Here is a 20293-nt window from a genome sequence, read left to right on the forward strand (position 1 = left end):
CGGATGGGCCGCTGGCGCCGCCACTCTAGATCTCGAAGGAGGCGGCTTCACCGACGGTCCGTCTGCCCCCCGACGCGACGGCCCGATAACGAGAAGAGTGCCGTGCGGCGATAAACGATTGATGAACGCCCCGACGCTCCCGGTTCAGGCCGCCGCGGCCGGCGTCAACAGCGCCTGGACCTCCGCCGCTTCGGGCGACTCCAGCCGCTGGTAGATCTCCAGCGCCTCGGTCCAGCAGACCTGCGCGCGGCCGGACTGCCCGATGCCGTTCAGGGCCTTGCCGAGGACGGTGAGCACGTTGCCCCGCCGCCACTCGCCGCCGATCTCCCGCAGCGGGGTCAGGGCCATCTCGGCGTTGGCCGCCGCCTGCGCGGGGCGCTGGGCCAGCAGGTCGACCTCGGCGAGGCGGAAGAGGGTCATGCCCTCCCACAGGCGTTGCCGGCTCGCGCGGAACACGCTCAGGGCCTGCTTGAGATGGGCCGCCGCGTCGGCCAGCTGCCTGTTCTTGCCGAGGGCCAGGCCGAGGGCGTAGTGGCCGTTGGCCGCCTTGAGCGTGTGTCCGAGTTCCTCGTACATCTCCGTGCCCTGCCGGGCGAGGCCGACCGCGCTGTCGGCGCGCTCCGTCTCCAGGTGCAGGCGGGAGAGGTTGCACAGCGCGGACGCGGCGCCGGAGAGGTCGCCGCAGGCGCGGAAGCTGGCGATGGCCCGCTCCAGGAACTCCTCGGCCTCGCCGTAGCGGCCCTGGTAGAAGGAGTAGATGCCGAGCAGGTTCGCGGCCCAGCAGCACGGCAGCGCGTCGGCGGCGGCCTCCGACAGGGCGAGTGCCTGTCGTGCCTCTTCGTAGGCCTGCTCGAACTGCCCGGAGAAATGGCGGGCGTTGGCCAGCACCAGTACGGCCCGCCCCTCCGCCCGGCTGTCGGCGGCGGCCCGCGCGGCGTCGCGCAGGGCGGCACCGGCGGCCTCGTACTCCTTGAAGTTCGCCCCGGACTCCGCGAGGTCGACCGCGGCCCACAGCAGATCGACGGCCCGCCGCAGCGACGCGCCCTTCGACGACTGCCGTACACAGGCCAGCAGCGGTATCGCCTCGGAGTAGAGCCAGTCCTGGGCGGCGCGGCGGTCGGGGAAGACCAACCCGGGGACGCCGGTCTCCTCCAGGTGGTCGACCAGGCGGTCGCCGGGGCGTTCGATGCCGTAGACGCCGGCGGCCGTCGCCAGGTAGAAGTCCAGCAACCGCGAGAGCGCCGCCCCCGTCTCCGTCGGCGGCCACTCGTCCCGCTCCGCGCACGCACGCGCGTAGAGCCGCACCAGGTCGTGGTACCGGTACCGCCCCGGAGCCGCCGACTCGACCAGTGAGGTGTCCACGAGGGACTCCAGCACGGCCTCGGTCTCGTCGACGGGCAGGTCCACCACGGCCGCCGCCGCGGCCAGCGAGATGTCCGGGCCGTCGGCCAGCCCCAGCAGGCGGAACGCCCGCGCCTGCGCCGGCTCCAACTGCCCGTAGCCCAGCTCGAATGTCGCCTTCACGGCCAGGTCGCCGGCCTGGAGTTCGTCCAACCGCCGCCGTTCGTCGGCGAGTTTGGCGGCGAGGACCGAGACCGTCCAGGTACGGCGGGCCGCCAGCCGGGACGCCGCGATCCGGATCGCCAGCGGGAGGAAGCCGCACGCCGCGACCACGTCGAGGGCGGATTCCCGTTCGGCGGCGACCCGTTCGGCGCCCACGATCTTCGTGAAGAGCTGCAGCGCCTCCTCGGGGGACATCACGTCGAGGTCGACGAGATGGGCTCCCGCGAGGTCCACCATCCGCACCCGGGAGGTGACCAGCGCGGCGCAGCCCTCCGTTCCCGGCAGCAGGGGCCTGATCTGGGCCGCGTCCCGCGCGTTGTCCAGCAGCACCAGCACCCGGCGGCCGTCCAGCACCGACCGGTACAGCGCCGACCGTTCCTCCAGGGAGTCCGGTATCGCGGAGTCCGCGGTGCCCAACGCCCGCAGGAACGCGCCGAGTACGGTCTCCGGTTCGGCGGCGCGGGAGCCCGCGCCCTGGAGGTCGACGTACAACTGGCCGTCGGGGAAGGCGGATCGCGCCTGGTGGGCCACGTGCACCGCGAGGGTCGTCTTGCCGACGCCGCCGATGCCGGCCAGCGCCGAGACCGCCATCACGCGGCCCTCGGCCGACGCCAGGACCTCGCTCAGTTCCGATACGAAGGACACGCGGCCGGTGAAGTCCGGGACCGTCGCCGGGAGTTGGTGGGGGCGGACCGGTGCCGGCACGGTCTCCGCGGCCGGTGCGGACGGCTCCGCGAGGCCGGGGTCGGCCTGGAGGATGCGCTGCTGGAGTTCGCGCAGGCCGGGGCGCGGGTCCACGCCGAGTTCGTCGGCGAGCAGGCGCCGGGTGTCCGCGTAGACCGCGAGGGCCTCCGCCTGGCGGCCGGAGCGGTACAGGGCGAGCATCAGCAGCTCGCGCAGCCGCTCCCGCAGCGGGTGGGCCGCCGTGAGCGCCGTCAGCTCGCTGACCGCCTCCGCGTGGCAGCCCTGCTCCAGGTCCATGTCCAGGCGGGATTCGAGGAGTTGGAGCCGCCACTCCTCCAGGCGGACCCGCTGCGCCTCCGCGTACGGGCCCGGCAGCCCGGCCAGCGGCTCCCCGTCCCACAGGGCCAGCGCCCGGCCCAGCAGGTCCCGCGCACGGCACAGGTCACCCGCCGACTTCGCCTTCTCCGCCTCGTTCGCCAGGTCGTGCACCTCGGACACGTCCAACGCGCCCTCGGGCAGCCCCCGTACGGCGTACCCGCCCGACTCACTGACGAGGACCCCGGCGTCCAGCGCCTTGCGCAGCCGGGACGCGTAGGTCCGCACCGCGGCCAGCGCCTGCGACGGAGGGTCGTCGCCCCACAGCGCGTCGATCAGCTCGCCGGCGGTCGCCGTCCGGCCCTCGCGCAGCAACAGCGCGGCCAGCAGGGCGCGTTGCTGAGGAGAGCCCGTGGGCAGCGGGACAGGGCCCCGCCAGGCACGTACCGGACCGAGCACGCTGAACCGCAGCGCCGTCGACTCCTCCGAGCCGGATTCGGGGCGCCGCTGCTCCGGTACTCGCGGTCCACCGTCCATCGCCGTTCCCCCTAGGCATGCCTGATAACTACGACAGTTTGCCTTGTCCGCGCCGGATGCGTCAGCTCTCGGAGACACCGCTCACACGTGGCCGCGCGGGATATCACAAGGCCCTCACACGGCCCGCGCCCAGTTCCGCACACAACAGGGCACCCCGAACCCGTATCCAGCTAGCTGACGGGTCGTCAGATCGGCGCTACCGTGAGCGCCATGGACACCCACAACGCCGCCCCGACGCCTCTCCCGCCGATCATCTCCGTCGACGACCACACCGTGGAGCCCGCCGACGTCTGGCAGCACCGGCTGCCCAAGAAATACCTGGACACAGGACCTCGGATAGTCCGCGCGCCACTGAAGGAAATGACCTTCCTGGGCGGCCGGTTCAAGCCCGTCATGGGCGAGCCCGGCGACGACGGCCCCATCGGCGACTGGTGGGTGTACGAGGATCTGCACCGCCCCCTCACCCGCCTCGACACCGCGGTCGGCTACAGCAGGGACGAGATCAAGCTCGAAGTCATCACGTACGAGCAGATGCGCCCCGGCTCCTACGACGTACCGGCGCGCCTCGCCGACATGGACGTCAACCACGTCCAGTCCGCGCTCTGTTTCCCCACCTTCCCCCGCTTCTGCGGCCAGACGTTCACCGAGGCCGCCGACCGCGAACTCGGGCTGCTCTGCGTCCGCGCCTACAACGACTGGATGGTGGAGGAGTGGTGCGGCCCCGACGCGCACGGCCGCCTCATCCCGCTCCCCCTGATCCCGCTGTGGGACCCGGAGTTGGCCGCCGAGGAGGTCCGTCGCAACGCGGCCCGGGGCGCCCGTGCCGTCGCCTTCTCCGAGATACCCCCGCACCTCGGCCTGCCCTCCATCCACACCGACGACTGGGACCCGTTCCTCGAAGCCTGCGCCGAGACCGGCACGGTCATCGCCATGCACATCGGCTCCAGCAGCCGCATGCCCTCCACCTCCGCCGACGCCCCGCCCGCCGTCGGTTCTACGATCACCTTCGCCAACTGCTGCTACTCCATGGTGGATTGGCTGATGAGCGGCAAGTTCGAACGCTTCCCCGACCTCAAGGTCATGTACGCCGAGGGTCAGATCGGCTGGATCCCCTACATCCTGGAGCGCGCCGACGTGGTCTGGGAGGAGAACCGCGCCTGGGGCGGCGTAGCCGACAAGGTCCACCGCCCGCCGTCCGAGATCTTCACCGACCACGTCTACGGCTGCTTCTTCGACGACGCCTTCGGCCTGAAGAACCTCGACTCGATCGGCGTCGGGAACGTCCTCTACGAGACCGACTACCCCCACTCCGACTCCACTTGGCCCAAGTCCCGCGAGGTCGGCGAGGCCCAGATGGGGCACCTGGCGCCGGACGTGGTCGAGCGGATCGTACGAGGGAACGCGATCGAGTTGCTGGGCCTGACGCCGGACGGCCTGTGGGAGGGCCCCAAGTGAGCGGCCTCGCCTACGGCATCCAGCTGCCCGTCCAGTCCCAGAGCACGATCTACGCCGAGCCCTGGGAGGCCGACGCCGGCGCCGCCGACCTCGTCGCGATCGCCAGGGCCGCCGACCGGGCCGGCTTCGCCTACATCGCGGGCTGCGACCACGTGGGCGTCCCGCGCCGTCTCGCGTCCGCCATGAGCACGATCTGGTACGACCCCGTCGCCACCCTCTCCTACCTCGCCGGAGTCACCGAGCACGTCCAACTCCTCAGCCATGTGGCGGTCGTGGGCCTGCGGCACCCGCTGCTCACCGCCAAGCAGTACGCCACCCTCGACCATCTGAGCGGGGGTCGCCTGATCCTCGGGGTCGGCGCCGGGCACGTACCGGAGGAGTTCGAGGCGCTGGGGGTCGACTTCGAGCGCCGCGGGCCTGTCCTCGACGAGACGGTCGACGCCCTGCGTGCGGCCCTCGGACCGGACGAATTCCCCGAGCACCACGGCAAGTTGTACGACTTCGAGGGACTCGGACAGCGGCCCCGCCCCGCGCAGGAGCACGTCCCCCTCTGGGTCGGCGGCTCGTCCCCCGCCGCCGTACGCCGGGCCGCGCTGAAGGGCGACGGCTGGCTGCCGCAGGGCGACCCGCGCCACAAACTGCCCGCGCAGATCGAGCGGATACGGCGACTGCGCGAAGAGGCCGCCGTCCAGGGGTCGTTCGTGTTCGGGGCCATCACCGAGCCGCTGTACATCGGTGAACCGGGGTGGGAGGTAGGCCGCCGTACGCTCACCGGTGCGCCCGAAGTCCTCGCCGAGTCGCTGCGCGCCTACCGGGCGATGGGCGTGGACCAGATCCAGGTGCGGTTCCGCAACCGGAGCCGGGCCGAACTCATCGACCAGATAACCGAGTTCGGCAGCGAGGTGGGGCCTCTTCTCTGAGGTGTGCGCCGACGGCGGCAGGGTGACGATCACCCCGCCCGTGGCGAGCGCGGCGCCGACCGCCGCGTGAAGTGTGCGTGTGCAATCCGCCCCCTTCTATCTGACGGTTCGTCAGATGCGGCGCTACGATGACCTGCATCCACCGATCCCGAGGAGGCCCGCATGGGCAAGCTGGACGGGCGTGTCGTTCTGGTCACCGGAGCGGCGCGCGGGCAGGGGGAGCAGGAGGCGCGGCTGTTCGCGGCCGAGGGCGCGAAGGTCGTCGTGGCGGATGTGCTGGACGAGCAAGGGGAGTCGCTGGCCAAGGAGTTGGGCGCGTCCTACGTCCATCTCGACGTCGGCGAGGAGGCGGACTGGGGTGCCGCGGTGAGGGCCGCCAAGGAGGCGTACGGGCGGATCGACGGGCTGGTCAACAACGCCGGGATCCTGCGGTTCAACTCCCTTGTGGACACGCCTCTCGACGAGTTCATGGAGGTCGTGCGGGTCAACCAGGTCGGCTGCTTCCTCGGGATCAAGACCGTGGCGCCGGCGATGGAGGACGGCGGCACGATCGTCAACACGGCCTCGTACACGGCGGTGACGGGGATGGCGGCGGTGGGGACGTACGCCGCCACCAAGCACGCCATTCTCGGGCTCACCCGGGTGGCCGCGCTGGAGCTGGCGAGCCGGCGGATCCGGGTCAACGCGGTCTGCCCCGGGGCCGTCGACACCGCGATGTCCAACCCGGCGCGGCTCGACCCGGACGCCGACCCGGAGGAGATGACCCGGGCCCTGGACGAGCTGTACCGCAAGCTCGTGCCGCTCGGGCGGATCGGGCGGGCCGACGAGGTGGCGCGGCTCGCGCTGTTCCTGACGTCGGACGACTCGTCGTACATCACCGGGCAGCCGTTCGTGATCGACGGGGGCTGGCTGGCGGGGGTCAGTGTCATCTGACGTCGGCCGGCGTCATCCCGTGAGATCTGACGGGCCGTCATCTATTGACGAATCTGACGCTACGTCAGAAAGTCGTAGCACTCGCAGGACTCGCAGGAACCATCTGGACTTTGGACGGTGAACCTCCTTGGAATTCGGGCTCTTTGTACAGGGATACGTGGGCAAGCGTGCCGAGACGGACCCGCTGGCCGAGCACAAGGCGCTGATGGAGGAGACCGAGTACGTCATCCAGGCGGACAAGTCCGGCTTCAAGTACGCCTGGGCGTCCGAGCACCACTTCCTGGAGGAGTACTCGCACCTCTCGGCCAACGACGTCTTCCTCGGCTACCTCGCCCACGCGACGGAACGCATCCACCTCGGCTCGGGCATCTTCAACCCCCTCGCGCAGGTCAACCACCCGGTGAAGGTCGCCGAGAAGGTCGCCATGCTCGACCATCTCTCCGGCAACCGCTTCGAGTTCGGGAGCGGGCGGGGTGCGGGCAGCCACGAGATTCTCGGGTTCATACCGGGCGTCACCGACATGAACTACACCAAGGAGATCTGGGAAGAGACCATCGCCGAGTTCCCCAAGATGTGGCTCCAGGACGAGTACGTCGGCTTCCAGGGCAAGCACTGGCAGCTGCCGCCGCGGAAGATCCTGCCGAAGCCGTTCGGGAAGGCGCATCCGGCGATGTGGTACGCCGCCGGGTCGCCGCCGTCGTATGCGATGGCTGCGCGGAAAGGGCTCGGTGTCCTTGGGTTCAGCATCCAGAAGGTGTCCGACATGGAGTGGGTGCTGGAGCAGTACAAGACGGCGATCGTGAACGCCGAGCCGGTGGGCGCGTTCGTCAACGACAACGTGATGGTGACGACTACGGCGATCTGTGCGCCTACGCACGACGAGGCGATTCGGATCGCCACGAGTGGGGGGTTGCATTATCTGCCCTCGCTGGTGTTCCGGTACCACGACACGTTCCCGCGGCCCGAGGGGTTCCCTGTGTGGCCGGAGACGCTGCCGGAGTACACGCCGGAGTTTGTCGAACTCCTCGTGGAAGAAGAGCTGTTGATCTGTGGGGATCCTGACGAGGTGCTCACGCAGTGCAAGCGGTGGGAGCAGGCCGGGGCGGATCAGTTGAGCTTCGGGTTGCCGGTGGGGGTGCCGAAGGAGGAGACGTTGCAGACGATTCGGTTGATCGGGGAGCACGTGATTCCGAAGATCGACACGGATCCTGTTCACCGGACGTCCCGGTTCCGGGCTGCCGCGTAATCGCCGTTGCGGGGTGCGGGTGCGTGGGGGCTGGTCGCGCAGTTCCCCGCGCCCCTAGGCAGATGCCCCTGGCCGGAGTTTGAGGAGGTAAGCCTCGTGCTTGATCACGTCATCAAAGGTGTCACCGTCGTTGATGGGACCGGGGCGCCTGGGTTCATCGCCGACGTCGGCATCCGGAACGGTCGTATCGCCGTTATCGGTACGGTGGTTGAGGAGTCCCGTAGCAGTGAGGACGCCGCCGGGCTCGTCCTCGCGCCCGGGTTCGTCGACCCCCACACCCACTACGACGCCCAGCTCTTCTGGGATCCGTACGCGACGCCCTCCCTGAACCACGGGGTGACGACCGTCGCAGCCGGGAACTGTGGGTTCACGCTCGCGCCGTTGAAGCCGGGGGACGCCGACTACACGCGCCGGATGATGTCCAAGGTCGAGGGGATGTCGCTGGTCGCGCTGGAGGAGGGGGCGCCCTGGAGCTGGCGTGGCTTCGGGGAGTATCTGGACGCGCTCGAAGGGCGGATCGCCGTCAACGCCGGGTTCATGGTCGGGCACTGCGCCCTGCGCCGGTATGTGATGGGGCCGGATGCCGTGGGTGGGCAGCCCAGCGAGGAGCAACTCGCCCAGATCGTAGGGCTGTTGCACGAGGCCATGGACGCGGGCGCCTGGGGCTTCTCCACCACCCAGTCCTCCACCCACTCGGACGGCGACGGACAGCCCGTCGCCTCCCGGCACGCCCGCCCGGAGGAACTGCTGGCCCTCTCCCGGGCCGTCGGCGAGCACGAGGGCACGCAGATCGAGGCGATCGTCGCCGGGTGTCTGGATCAGTTCAGTGACGCGGAGATCGATCTGTTCGTCGAGATGAGCGCGGTGGCGGGGCGCCCGCTGAACTGGAATGTGTTGACCGTCGACGCCGCTGTGCCCGAGCGCGTGCCTCGGCAGCTCTTCGCGAGTGAGCGGGCGCGGAAGGCCGGGGGGCGGGTCGTCGCCCTGACCATGCCGATCCTCACGCCGATGAACATGTCCCTCGGCACCTTCTGCGCGCTGAACCTGATACCCGGGTGGGGGCCGGTCCTGAGCCTGCCCGTGCCGGAGCGGATCGCGAAGCTGCGTGAGCCGGACGTGCGGGCCGAGATGCTGCGGAACGCGAACAGCAAGGAGGCCGGGGTCTTTCGGCGGCTCGCCAACTTCGGGCGGTATGTGATCGGGGATACGTACAGCGCGGCCAATGAGGGGCTGACCGGGCGGGTCGTCAACGACATCGCGGCGGAACGGGGTCAGGAGCCCTTCGAATGCCTGGTCGAGATCTGTGCGGCCGATGAACTGCGGACCGTGCTGTGGCCCATGCCGTCCGACAACGACCCCGCCTCCTGGGCCCTGCGCGCCGAGACCTGGCAGCACGAGGACGTGCTGCTGGGCGGCTCCGACGCGGGGGCGCATCTGGACCGGATGTGCGGGGCGCCGTACACGACGCGGTTCATCGGGGACTGTCTGCGCGGGCGGAAGCTGGTGGGGCTTGAGCAGGCGGTGCGGATGCTGACCGACGATCCGGCGCGGCTGTTCGGGCTGCGGGAGCGCGGGCAGGTGCGGGAGGGCTGGCATGCGGACCTGGTGCTCTTCGACCCGGAACGGATCGACGCCGGCAAGGCCACCCTGGTGCACGACCTGCCGGGTGACAGTCCGCGCCTCGACTCGAAGGCGATCGGGATACGGGCCGTGTGGGTCAACGGAGTCGAAGCCATCCGGGACGACGTGGTGAGCGGGTCCGTGCCGGGGCGGGTGCTGCGGTCGGGGCGGGACACCAGGACGGTGAGTACCCGGTGAGTTTCGTGACCCCCGTGACCTCCCAAGTGGCGGACGGGCAGCGGCTGTTCGTCGGTGGGGAGTGGGTCGAGCCGGACGGTGGGCACTACGCCGTGGTCGACCCCGCTACCGAGGAGACGGTGGGGTGGGCTCCGGAGGCTTCGCGGGAGCAGGTGTTCGCCGCCGCTGCCGCTGCCCGGGAGGCCTTCGGGGCGTGGTCGCGTACGGCGCCCGGGGAGCGCGCGGCGATCCTCGGGCGGGCGGCGGACATCGTCCGCGGCCACCTGGTGCCGTACGCCGAACTCGCCCAGGCGGAGACCGGCGCGACCACCGGGACCGCGCGGGGCATGCAGGTCGGTGTGGCCGCCGCCCGGTTCCGGCGGTACGCGAGCGTGGAACCGGCCGAGTGGGCGATCCCGCCGCAGGTCAACGAGGCCGGGCCGTTCGGGCGGGCGACCGTCATGGGCGCGCTGGCCGTACGGCAGCCGGTCGGTGTCGTCACCTGCATCACCTCGTACAACAACCCGTGGGCCAACCCCGCCGGAAAGATCGCCCCCGCCCTCGCCATGGGCAACACGGTCGTCGTGAAACCCGCCCCGCAGGACCCGCTCTCCGTCTACCGGATGGCCGAGGCGCTGGAGGCGGCCGGGGTGCCGCGCGGGGTCGTGAACGTGGTCAACGGGCGTGCGGTGGAGGTCGGCGAGGCGGCCGTGGAGTCGGCCGATGTCGACATGGTCAGTTTCACCGGTTCCACGGCGGTCGGGCAGCGGATCGCCGAGGTGTGCGGGCGCGACATGAAGCGGCAGTTGATGGAGCTGGGCGGGAAGGGCGCGGCTGTCGTCTTCGACGACGCGGACCTCGCGTCCGCCGTCTCCGGGATCGGTACGACCTTCTCCTTCTACAGCGGGCAGATCTGCACGGCGCCGACGCGGGTGCTGGCCCAACGGGGCGTCTACGACCGGGTGGTTGAGCAACTGGCCGCCTACGCGGGCCGGTTGAAGGTCGGGGACCCGCGTTCGCCGGACACGGTGGTCGGGCCGGTGATCTCGGCGGCGCACCGGGAGCGCGTCGAGTCGTACGTCGAACTGGGCCGGAAGGAAGGCGCGGTGGTCGTCGCGGGCGGTGAACGCCCCTCCGACGGACCGGGGTTCCTCGTGGCCCCCACCGTCCTGGCCGACTGCGGTGCCGGGATGCGGGTCGTCCGGGAGGAGATCTTCGGGCCGGTCGTCGTGGTCGTCCCCTTCGACGAGGAGGAAGAAGGGATCGCCCTCGCCAACGACAGCGACTACGGCCTCATCGACTACGTGTGGTCGGGGGACGTGGCCCGGGCGTTCCGGGTGGCCCGGCTGCTGCGGGCCGGCGGGGTGGGCGTGAACACCGTGGGGCGCAACATGGAGGCGCCGTTCGGGGGGTTCAAGAAGAGCGGGGTCGGGCGGGACGTGGGGTCGTACGCGCTGCACGCGTACAGCGAGGTGCAGGCGATCGTCTGGCCCGGGTGAGGCCGGGTCTTCGGTACTCCGCCCGTTGCCCCCGGCTCAGTCCCGCAGATCCACCCGCACCGTCAGCAGACTCGACCCCATCGCCTTCACCGCCGCGCTGTTGAAACGGGGCAGGGTGCGCAGGCGCGCCTGGGGGTCGTCGTCCGGGAGCAGGTGTGCCGTACCGGTGTGCCAGCGGCCCATGACCCGTACCCGTACCTCCGGGTTCGCCTTGATGTTGCGGATGTACTGGGAGAGTTCGCCGAACTCCGAGACCAGCCAGAAGGTGTCGCCGACGCGGCGTCCGCCGAGTGGGGTGCGGCGGGGCTCGCCGGAGACGCGGCCGGTGGTCTCCAGGACGGTCTGGGTGGGGAGGTGGCGGGTGACCGTGTTCAGCAGGCGCTGGATGCGCGTGATGGTCCGGTACTTGGACTCGGGAGTGCTCGGCATCGGTTCTCGGATCTCCTGTTGAGCGGCGGGGGGCGTGGCCTTCAATAGTGCCGTGCGCGTCGTGACGTGGAACCTCTGGTGGCGGTACGGGCCCTGGGAGGCCCGGCAGAAGGCGATTCTCGCCGTGCTGCGGGAGCTGCGGCCCGATGTGGTCGGGTTGCAGGAGGTCTGGGACACCGGCGGCGGGAATCTCGCCGGATGGCTCGCCGGGGAACTCGGTATGCACTGGACCTGGGGAGCCTCCCACGACCCCGGGTTCTGGCAGCGGCGCCTCGGCGATCCGACCGTCGGCATCGGCAACGCCGTGCTCAGCCGCTGGCCCGTCGCCGAGCAGGCCGTACTGCCCCTGCCGCCCGGGGACGGGGACGGCGGCCGGCTCGCGCTGTACGCGGGGCTGGACGCGCCGGGGCACCGAGTCCCCTTCTTCACCGTCCACCTCTCCTCCGCCACCGACGCCTCGGCCGTACGGTGCCGACAGGTCACCGCGCTCGCGGAGTTCGTCGCCGAGCACCGCGGCGACGGGCCCTTCCCACCCGTCGTCACCGGCGACTTCAACGCCTGGCCGGACTCGGACGAGGTGCGGCTGTTCGGCGGCTACAGGACCGCGCCGCCCGTGCCCGGCCAAGTCCTCATCGACGCCTGGGACTTCGCCGAACCGGGCGCGCCCTCGGCCACCTGGGACCTCGCGAATCCGTACGTCGCGGGCACGTTCGGGCCCAGTGTCCGTATCGACTACGTCTTCGTGGCGCCGACGGGGAAGGGCGGGCCCGGACATGTGCGGGGCGTACGGCGGGCGGGGGACGGGCCGGTCGACGGGGTGTGGCCGACGGATCACGCGGCCGTCGTCGTGGATCTGAGTGACGATCCGAGCGGGGGAACAGCCTAGTTCTTGGCCTCGCCCAGGAAGATCGGGTTCGTGAACGCGGCCATTGCCCCCGGCACCGGTCCCGCCGCCGTCTCGTGCCTCAACTCGGCCCGTACGTACGCCGCGTAGGACGGAGTCGTCCGCCACTCCACGGTGCCCGCGCCCGCGACCGGCAGCGGATCGCTCGTCAGCAGCGTGCCCTGGTCCGTCACGAACCGGACCGAGCAGCGCGGCGCACCGGTCACTTCCAGCCGGACGGTGACCGGGGTGTCCCGGGCGACCTCCAACCGCTCGCCGATACCCGCGTGTTCGCCCTTCGGGCCCGTCGCCGTGAAGGCCAACGAGACGTTCTTCGACTCGGCGACATAGGAGTGCCCCGCACGGATGCCGTCCTGGATGGCCTGCCTCGTCAAGTCCTCGGCGAGGACGACGGTCTGGGGCAGACCGATCGCGTCCGGGGCGCGGTGGGCGTCACTGTTTCCCATCGCCGGGAGCCACTCCCGGTTCTCCCGGTTCTCCCGGTTCTCCCGCACGGACGCCACCAGCGTCGCGTCCCAGGAGGCCAGGGCGACCTCGTCGTCGGGCGTGTAGGGCCCGTTCCACACCTCGACGGCGTCCGCCTCGCCGAAGCCGAACTTCCAGGCGCAGCCGACGCAGGTGGCGTGCGGATGGGCGGGTACGACCAGGCCGCCGGCCCGGCGGATCTCGCGGGCGAACCGTCCGAAGCGGTTGTCGCGGGCCCGGTACCGCCAGTCGACGAAGGTGCCGGGCTCGGTGCCGAGGGCGACGACGTGACCGTTCCTCGTCGTCACCTCCTCACCCACCATGATCAGCAGGTCGTCGCCCGCCTCCGAGGCCCAATGGGCGTGCGAGGAATGGGTGTTGTGCTCGGAGGAGTTGATGAAGTCCAGGCCCGCCGCACGCGCCAGCGCCGCGATCTCGGCGGGGGTGCGGCGCCCGTCCGAGTACCAGGAGTGCAGGTGGCAGTCACCCCGGTACCAGGCCCGCCCCCGCCCCTTCGCCCGCTCCGGCGGGTACACCGGCTGCGGGGCGACCCCCGGTTCGCCGTACGTGAGCGTGATCGTGAGCTCGTACGACAGTCCCTGCGGGGACACGGTGTACGGGCCGAGCGCGATGTGCCAGACGCCCGCGTGCACGGGTCCAGGGATGTAGCCGGGCGTCGCGTCGTCCACCCGGAGGAAGAACTCCGTGCGCGCCCCGCCCGACCAGCCCCGGAAACCCCGGCCGCCGAGGTCCGTGCCGTGCTGGTCGAAGACGCCGATGTCGAGGGCGTTGCCCTGGGTGCCGGCCGGTACGGACGGCTTGTCGTACGTGTAGGCCACCTTGATCTCGTTGACCCCGGAGGGGACCTCGACCGGTACGTACACGAAGTCGGGGGAGCCGGCCGGGAGCGTGCCCCGTACCGTCCGGGTCTCCTGGGCGCCGCTTGCCGGGGTCGCCGCACCGCTCGCGAAGGTCACGCTTCCCAACGTAAGCGCGGCGGTGGCGCCCGTCACGATCAGCGCGCGTCTGTTCATCCCGGATTCGTGACCGGTTCCGTGATCGTCGTCGCACATGCTGCTGCTCCCGAGGTGCCGTGAGTGACAGGGATCGTGCAGGAGTGACTCGCAGGACTGCTACGACTCTGGTGGTCGGCTGTGAACTCCCGTGCAAGGGAAGGAAATCGACACCTGTCCGGAGAACGACGGCGGGTGTGTCGTGGGCCACACTTCCGCAGATGGTTACATCGTGTAACGGTCTGCGCGGCGAATCGATTCGGGAGTCCCTCTTTGGCCTGATCAGACCGATCGTATGCTCGAAGGATGACGACTTCCGCGAGCTCCGGAACCGGCCCGACCGAGAACTCCATGCGTCGCGCCCTCAAACGCGCCCGTGACGGCGTCGCCCTCGACGTGACGGAAGCGGCCGTGCTGCTCCAGGCCCGCGGCGAGGCCCTCGACGACCTCACCGCGTCCGCCGCCCGGGTGCGCGACGCGGGCCTGGAGGCGGCCGGCCGCCCCGGCGTGATCACGTACTCGAAGAGCGTCTTCATCCCCCTCACCCGCCTCTGCCGCGACAAGTGCCACTACTGCACCTTCGTCACCGTCCCCGGCAAGCTCCGCCGCGCCGGCCACGGAATGTTCATGTCCCCGGACGAGGTCCTCGACATCGCGCGCAAGGGCGCGGCCCTCGGCTGCAAGGAAGCCCTGATCACCCTCGGCGACAAGCCCGAGGACCGCTGGCCGGAGGCGCGCGAGTGGCTCGACGCGCACGGCTACGACGACACGATCGCGTACGTCCGCGCCATCTCCATCCGCATCCTGGAGGAGACGGGCCTGCTGCCCCACCTCAACCCCGGGGTGATGACCTGGACGGACTTCCAGCGCCTCAAGCCGGTCGCCCCGTCCATGGGCATGATGCTGGAGACGACCGCGACGCGCCTCTGGTCCGAGCCGGGCGGCCCGCACTACGGCTCCCCGGACAAGGAACCCGCCGTACGCCTAAGGGTGTTGGAGGACGCGGGCCGTTCCTCCGTCCCTTTCACATCCGGCATCCTGATCGGCATCGGCGAGACGTACGAGGAGCGCGCGGACTCCCTGTTCGCACTGCGCAAGATCTCCCGTTCGTACCACGGCATCCAGGAACTGATCATCCAGAACTTCCGCGCCAAGCCGGACACGGCGATGCGCGGTATGCCGGACGCGGAGCTGGACGAGCTGGTGGCGACGGTCGCGGTGGCGCGCCACATCATGGGCCCGTCGGCCTGCCTCCAGGCACCCCCCAACCTCGTCGACTCGGAGTACAAGCGCCTGATCGGCGCGGGCATCGACGACTGGGGCGGAGTCTCCCCGCTGACCATCGACCACGTGAACCCCGAACGCCCGTGGCCGCAGATCGAGTTGCTCCGCGAACAGTCGGCGGAGGCGGGCTTCGCACTACGCGAACGCCTCTGCGTCTACCCGGAGTTCGTGGGCCGCGGCGAACCCTGGCTGGACCCGCGCCTGTTGCCGCACGTACGAGCACTGGCGGACCCGGAGACGGGCCTGGCACGTGCGGACGCGACCGTCGAGGGCCACCCGTGGCAGGAGCCGGAGGAGGCCTTCGTCTCGTCCGGCCGTACGGATCTGCACGCGTCGATCGACACGGAGGGCCGCACGTCCGACCGCCGCGACGACTTCGACGAGGTCTACGGCGACTGGGCCGCCCTGCGCGAGGCGGCGGCGCCCGGCATGGTCCCCGAGCGCATCGACACGGACGTACGCCAGGCACTGGCAACGGCGGCCGACGACCCCACCCGGCTCACCGACGCGGAGGCCCTCGCCCTGCTGCACGCGGACGGCCCGGCGCTGGACGCGCTGACGCGGATCGCGGACGACGTACGGAAGTCGGTGGTCGGCGACGAGGTCACGTACATCGTCACCCGCAACATCAACTTCACGAACGTCTGCTACACCGGCTGCCGCTTCTGCGCCTTCGCCCAGCGCCGCACGGACGCGGACGCGTACACGCTCTCCCTGGACCAGGTGGCGGACCGTGCCCAACAGGCCTGGGAAGTAGGGGCGGTCGAGGTCTGCATGCAGGGCGGCATCCACCCCGACCTGCCCGGCACGGCGTACTTCGACATCGCGAAGGCGGTGAAGGAACGAGTCCCCGGCATGCACGTCCACGCCTTCTCCCCGATGGAGGTGGTGAACGGCGCGACGCGCACGGGCCTGTCGATCCGCGAGTGGCTGACGGCGGCGAAGGAAGCGGGCCTGGACACCATCCCCGGCACGGCGGCGGAGATCCTGGACGACGAGGTCCGCTGGATCCTCACGAAGGGCAAGCTGCCGGCGGCGACATGGATCGAAGTGGTCACGACAGCCCACGAGTTGGGCATCCGCTCTTCGTCAACGATGATGTACGGCCATGTCGACCAGCCGCGCCACTGGCTGGGCCACCTCCGCACCCTGGCCTCCATCCAGCAACAGACCGGCGGCTTCACGGAGTTCGTGACGCTGCCGTTCATCCACACGAACGCGCCGGTGTATCTGGCGGGCATCGCCCGCCCGGGACCGACGATGCGCGACAACAGGGCGGTGGTGGCGATGGCGAGGCTGCTCCTGCACCCCCACATCCCCAACATCCAGACGAGCTGGGTGAAGTTGGGCTCGGAGGGCGCGGCGGAGATGCTCCGCTCCGGGGCGAACGACCTCGGCGGCACGCTGATGGAGGAGACCATCTCGCGGATGGCGGGCTCGTCCTACGGCTCGTACAAGTCGGTACGCGACCTGGTCGCCGTGGCGGAACTGGCAGGCCGCCCGGCCCGGCCGCGCACGACGCTGTACGGCGAGGTACCGGAGGAGCGGCAGCGGACGGCGGCGGTCTCGGACGGGCACCTGCCGGAGCTGCTGCCGGTGCTGGACTGAGGTCAGGGTGTGCGGATGGGGGCCGGTACGATGATCCGACCCCTGTTCGATAGGGATGTGGGGGCTGTGTAGCTGAGGAGATGCGTGCCGTGCCTGCCTCGAAGGTCTGGGTGACCGGTCTGACGGTGGGAGCGATCGCCGCGGTCACGGTCCTGGCCGTCCAGGCCGACAAGGGGCCGCACCCGAAGGCGTCCGCCGCCCACCCGAACGCCTCGGCGTCCGCCCACGCGTCCACGTCCCCCAAGCCCCACGCGACGACAGCCGCCGTACCGGCCGCCTCCGGCACCGGCCGACGCATCGTCTACGCCGTCGGCCAGAAACGAGTCTGGCTGGTGGACGCGAGCGACAAGGCGGCCCGCACCTTCCCGGTCTGGCCGGGCACGGTGAGCCCCGACCCCGGCAAGTACACCGTGTCGTACCGCAAGGACGCCACCACGGGCTCCGACGGCGTCCAGATCGAGAACATCGTCTACTTCGCCACCAAGTCCGGCCTCAACATCGGCTTCTCCAACGCGGTGGACGGCTCCTCACCCCCACCGGCCACCGGCAAACAAACGGGCGGCGTACGCATGGCCAAGGCGGACGGCGCGGCACTGTGGGCCTTCGGCACGACGAGCACGAAGGTCATCGTCGTCAAGTAGCGAAGCCCGCCGCCGACACCTGAACGACGACCAGCACACCCCCTCAAAAGGCTGGGGCCCCCACTCGCGGTTGGCCGCTGAGCCGACCCGGCGTGCTGGCGAGACGCGAGTGGCCCAACGTTCACTCACCACTCGGAGCCACAGCAACCCCCTCAACCCACCGTCCCCGTTCGATTACAGTGCTGAACTGACTCGCACGTACAGACGGAGCCCCGAGGAGGTTTTGGTGAGTACGGCAGCCGGGGCCGTCTGGGGCCGGGTCGAGCAGCAGGACTTTCGGAGCCGGGTGCGGGGAACCCTGTTGGGGGCCGCGGTCGGCGACGCCCTCGGCGCCCCCGTAGACCTGTTGGCGATCGACGAGATCCGGGAGGCCTACGGCGCGGAGGGCGTCGTAGACCTCGTCTTCGGGTACGGACGCCGCGGCGCCGTCACCCACCTCACCCAGCTCACCCTCTTCACCGTCGACGGACTGATCAGGGCGCAGGTCAGACGGGACACCGGTGCCTGGCATCCGCCCACCGACCTGCACCGCGCGTATCTGCGATGGGCGGCCACCCAGCACGACTGGGGACCCGACGAGCGCCGTAAGGACGACGGATGGCTCGCGCGCGAGGAGTGGCTCTACGCCCGCCGCGACCCAACTCGCGCCTGCCTGCTGGGATTTGGGGACGAGCGGATGGGAACCCTCGACGCCCCCAAGAACCCCGGCGAGGCGGGGGGCGAGGCCACCGCCCGTTCCGCGCCCTTCGGACTGCTCGTGGGATGGGAGCCGCAACTCGTGATGCAGCTCGCCGTGGAGTGTGCCGCCCAGACCCACGGGCATCCCGTCGGCTACCTCTCCGCCGGCGCCTACGCCGTCATCGTCCACGGCCTCGCCCGAGGCGAGACCCTGGACTCCGCCGTCCAGCGAGCGCTCGCCCTGCTGGCCGCCCGCCCCGGACACCACCCCGTCTCCGACGCCCTCCAGCACGCCCTCGGCGCCGTACGACAGGGCATGCCCACCTCCGGCCGGGTCGAGGAACTCGTGGAGGACGGAAGCGCGGAGGGAGTGCTCGCCGGCGCCGTGTACTGCGCGCTCGTCGGCGACGACGTACGGCACGGGCTGTGCCTCGCCGTGAACCACGGCGGCCCCTCCGGGGTCACGGGCGCGCTCACCGGCGGCCTGCTCGGCGCGCTGCACGGCGAGACGGCCCTCCCGCCGGCCTGGCTGGCCGAACTGGAGGGCCGTCCCACCCTGCTCGTGCTCGCGGACGACTTCGCCGTGGAGATGACCCAGGGCCCCGCGCTGCACGGGCCGGCCGGATCCTCCCCGGGCTGGATCGCCAGATACCCCAGAGGCACGTAGCCGTTACGACTGACTGCCCGCCACGTCCTCCCCCGCCCCGGCCTGAGCCGGCACCGCGACAGCCGCAGCCTCCCCGTCGTCGTCCCCGCCCCCGTTGATCCGCTCGATCAGCGCGTCCCGCTCCGGGGTGTCCTCGGGCTTCACATAGCCGATGAGGATGTAGAGGACGAGCGACACCGCGAGCGGTATCGACACCTGGTACTGGAGCGGCACCCCGCCGTCGACCTCCCAGTTGATCGGGTAGTTGACCAGCCAGAAGGCGAACAGCCCCGCCGCCCAGCTCGTCAGCGCCGCCGTGGGACCGGACTTGCGGAACGGCCGCAGCAGACCCAGCATCATCGGGATCGCGATCGGGCCCATCAGACCGGCGACCCACTTGATGACGACCGTGATGATGTCCTTGAACGTGGGGGAGTTGATCTGCGTCGCCACCGACATCGACAGGCCGAGGAAGACGACCGTGGTCACGCGGGCCGCGATGAGCCCCGAACGGTCGTTCCACGCACGGGCCCTGGCCGACACCACCGGCGCCACGTCCCGCGTGAACACGGCCGCGATCGCGTTCGCGTCGGACGAGCACATGGCCATCGTGTGCGAGAAGAACCCGACGACCACCAGGCCCAACAGGCCGTGCGGCAGCAGCTGTTCGGTCATCAGGCCGTAGGAGTCGGAGCCGTCCGGCTTCTGCGCGTGCACCAGGAGCGGCGACATCCACATGGGGAAGAACAGCACCGTCGGCCAGATCAGCCAGAGCGCCGCCGACAGGCGCGCGGACCGCTCGGCCGCCTGCGGGCTGGTGGTGGCCATGTACCGCTGGGCCTGGTTGAGCATGCCGCCGTTGTACTCGAAGAGCTTGATGAAGAGGAACGCGAGCAGGAACACCGTGCCGTAGGGGCCGACCAGCGGTTTGCCGTGGCCCTGCAGCGCCGGTTCGTCCCAGGCGCCGAAGAACCCGATGCCCTTGTCGTTCAACTTCAGTACGACGGCCACGAACATGGAGACGCCGGCGAGCAACTGGATGACGAACTGGCCGAGTTCGGTCAGCGCGTCCGCCCACAGACCGCCGATCGTGCAGTAAATGGCCGTGATCCCACCGGTGATGAGGATGCCCTGGTTCAGGGACACACCTGTGAACACCGACAGCAATGTCGCGATCGCGGCCCATTTCGCCGCCACGTCCACGATCTTCAGCAGCATCCCGGACCAGGCGAGCGCCTGTTGGGTCTTCAGGTTGTAGCGGTTCTTCAAGTACTCGAGCGGGGACGCCACATGGAGCCGTGAGCGCAGCCGGTTGATGCGCGGCGCGAACAGCTTGGAGCCGATGGCGATGCCCAGCGCGATCGGGAACGACCAGGTGATGAAGGACGTGACGCCGTAGGTGTAGGCGATGCCCGCGTACCCGGTGAACATCACCGCGCTGTAGCCCGACATGTGGTGCGAGATGCCGGACAGCCACCAGGGCATCTTCCCGCCGGCCGTGAAGAAGTCGCTCACATTGTCGACGCGTTTGTGCGACCACACACCGATCGCCACCATCACGCCGAAATAGCCGATGAGCACGGCCCAGTCGAGCCCGTTCATATGCGCCCTCCCACGGTTGAGCCGGTTCAGCCCGGGGCTCATCGTGGGCGGTCGTGCGTGAGCACGACAAGTAA

The 20293-nt window shown here is 70.5% G+C and carries 14 protein-coding genes; 10 read left to right on the forward strand and 4 right to left on the reverse strand.

Annotated elements, in window-relative coordinates; genetic code table 11:
- Positions 1 to 144: 144 nt before the first annotated feature.
- Positions 145 to 3099, reverse strand: a complete 2955-nt coding sequence (locus tag ACIQBL_RS00090; RefSeq protein ID WP_401935131.1) for a BTAD domain-containing putative transcriptional regulator — start codon at positions 3097 to 3099, stop codon at positions 145 to 147.
- Between the two features lie 210 nt (positions 3100 to 3309).
- On the opposite strand from ACIQBL_RS00090, the gene ACIQBL_RS00095 reads away from it, so the two are divergent.
- The 6 genes from ACIQBL_RS00095 (at position 3310) to ACIQBL_RS00120 (ending at position 10949) form a co-directional block, all read left to right on the forward strand.
- Positions 3310 to 4554, forward strand: coding sequence for an amidohydrolase family protein (locus ACIQBL_RS00095; RefSeq protein WP_401935133.1), 1245 nt, complete (start codon positions 3310 to 3312; stop codon positions 4552 to 4554).
- Positions 4551 to 5474 (forward strand): LLM class F420-dependent oxidoreductase, encoded by a 924-nt coding sequence (locus tag ACIQBL_RS00100; RefSeq protein ID WP_401935135.1) that lies wholly within the window; start codon positions 4551 to 4553, stop codon positions 5472 to 5474. The genes ACIQBL_RS00095 and ACIQBL_RS00100 overlap by 4 nt, the downstream gene beginning before the upstream one ends.
- A 162-nt stretch (positions 5475 to 5636) precedes the next feature.
- A complete protein-coding gene (locus ACIQBL_RS00105; RefSeq protein ID WP_401935137.1) occupies positions 5637 to 6407 on the forward strand; it encodes an SDR family NAD(P)-dependent oxidoreductase in 771 nt (256 codons plus the stop codon).
- Positions 6408 to 6534: 127 nt separating this feature from the next.
- Positions 6535 to 7653: an LLM class flavin-dependent oxidoreductase gene (locus tag ACIQBL_RS00110; protein ID WP_401935139.1), complete on the forward strand. Its 1119-nt coding sequence runs from the start codon at positions 6535 to 6537 to the stop codon at positions 7651 to 7653.
- Between the two features lie 96 nt (positions 7654 to 7749).
- Entirely contained in the window at positions 7750 to 9471 is a 1722-nt protein-coding gene (locus ACIQBL_RS00115; protein WP_401935141.1) for an amidohydrolase family protein, read from the forward strand.
- Positions 9472 to 9485: 14 nt separating this feature from the next.
- Positions 9486 to 10949, forward strand: coding sequence for an aldehyde dehydrogenase family protein (locus tag ACIQBL_RS00120; protein ID WP_401935142.1), 1464 nt, complete (start codon positions 9486 to 9488; stop codon positions 10947 to 10949).
- 36 nt (positions 10950 to 10985) lie between these two features.
- Here ACIQBL_RS00120 and ACIQBL_RS00125 read toward each other — a convergent pair whose 3' ends face one another.
- Complete coding sequence (locus ACIQBL_RS00125; RefSeq protein WP_401935144.1) at positions 10986 to 11378, reverse strand: nitroreductase/quinone reductase family protein; 393 nt, start codon at positions 11376 to 11378, stop codon at positions 10986 to 10988.
- A 52-nt stretch (positions 11379 to 11430) separates the two neighbouring features.
- Between ACIQBL_RS00125 and ACIQBL_RS00130 the strand changes: the two genes are divergently transcribed.
- On the forward strand, positions 11431 to 12264 hold the full coding sequence (locus ACIQBL_RS00130; protein ID WP_401935146.1) for an endonuclease/exonuclease/phosphatase family protein: 834 nt from the start codon (positions 11431 to 11433) through the stop codon (positions 12262 to 12264).
- On the opposite strand, the gene ACIQBL_RS00135 is transcribed toward ACIQBL_RS00130, so the two are convergent.
- Complete coding sequence (locus ACIQBL_RS00135; RefSeq protein WP_401935148.1) at positions 12261 to 13820, reverse strand: CehA/McbA family metallohydrolase; 1560 nt, start codon at positions 13818 to 13820, stop codon at positions 12261 to 12263. The two genes, ACIQBL_RS00130 and ACIQBL_RS00135, sit on opposite strands and share 4 nt — an antisense overlap.
- Positions 13821 to 14066: 246 nt before the next feature.
- On the opposite strand from ACIQBL_RS00135, the gene ACIQBL_RS00140 reads away from it, so the two are divergent.
- The 3 genes from ACIQBL_RS00140 (at position 14067) to ACIQBL_RS00150 (ending at position 18638) form a co-directional block, all read left to right on the forward strand.
- Positions 14067 to 16652 (forward strand): bifunctional FO biosynthesis protein CofGH, encoded by a 2586-nt coding sequence (locus tag ACIQBL_RS00140; protein ID WP_401935150.1) that lies wholly within the window; start codon positions 14067 to 14069, stop codon positions 16650 to 16652.
- An 80-nt stretch (positions 16653 to 16732) separates the two neighbouring features.
- Complete coding sequence (locus ACIQBL_RS00145; RefSeq protein ID WP_401935152.1) at positions 16733 to 17293, forward strand: hypothetical protein; 561 nt, start codon at positions 16733 to 16735, stop codon at positions 17291 to 17293.
- A 226-nt stretch (positions 17294 to 17519) separates the two neighbouring features.
- Positions 17520 to 18638 carry an ADP-ribosylglycohydrolase family protein gene (locus ACIQBL_RS00150; RefSeq protein WP_401935154.1) on the forward strand — a complete coding sequence of 373 codons (1119 nt, stop codon included), beginning with the start codon at positions 17520 to 17522 and terminating at the stop codon, positions 18636 to 18638.
- A gap of 3 nt (positions 18639 to 18641) precedes the next feature.
- Here ACIQBL_RS00150 and ACIQBL_RS00155 read toward each other — a convergent pair whose 3' ends face one another.
- Positions 18642 to 20219 (reverse strand): sodium:solute symporter family protein, encoded by a 1578-nt coding sequence (locus ACIQBL_RS00155; protein ID WP_401935155.1) that lies wholly within the window; start codon positions 20217 to 20219, stop codon positions 18642 to 18644.
- Between the last annotated feature and the right edge of the window lie 74 nt (positions 20220 to 20293).

The organism is Streptomyces sp. NPDC088350 (assembly GCF_044753545.1).
Classification (GTDB): domain Bacteria; phylum Actinomycetota; class Actinomycetes; order Streptomycetales; family Streptomycetaceae; genus Streptomyces.

Bases quoted from the DNA above. Each gene is read 5' to 3' on its own strand.
- ACIQBL_RS00090 (WP_401935131.1), bottom strand. From the start codon at position 3,099: ATGGACGGTGGACCGCGAGTACCGGAGCAGCGGCGCCCCGAATCCGGC.
- ACIQBL_RS00095 (WP_401935133.1), top strand. From the start codon at position 3,310: ATGGACACCCACAACGCCGCCCCGACGCCTCTCCCGCCGATCATCTCC.
- ACIQBL_RS00105 (WP_401935137.1), top strand. From the start codon at position 5,637: ATGGGCAAGCTGGACGGGCGTGTCGTTCTGGTCACCGGAGCGGCGCGC.
- ACIQBL_RS00125 (WP_401935144.1), bottom strand. From the start codon at position 11,378: ATGCCGAGCACTCCCGAGTCCAAGTACCGGACCATCACGCGCATCCAG.
- ACIQBL_RS00135 (WP_401935148.1), bottom strand. From the start codon at position 13,820: ATGTGCGACGACGATCACGGAACCGGTCACGAATCCGGGATGAACAGA.
- ACIQBL_RS00140 (WP_401935150.1), top strand. From the start codon at position 14,067: ATGACGACTTCCGCGAGCTCCGGAACCGGCCCGACCGAGAACTCCATG.
- ACIQBL_RS00145 (WP_401935152.1), top strand. From the start codon at position 16,733: ATGCGTGCCGTGCCTGCCTCGAAGGTCTGGGTGACCGGTCTGACGGTG.
- ACIQBL_RS00155 (WP_401935155.1), bottom strand. From the start codon at position 20,219: ATGAACGGGCTCGACTGGGCCGTGCTCATCGGCTATTTCGGCGTGATG.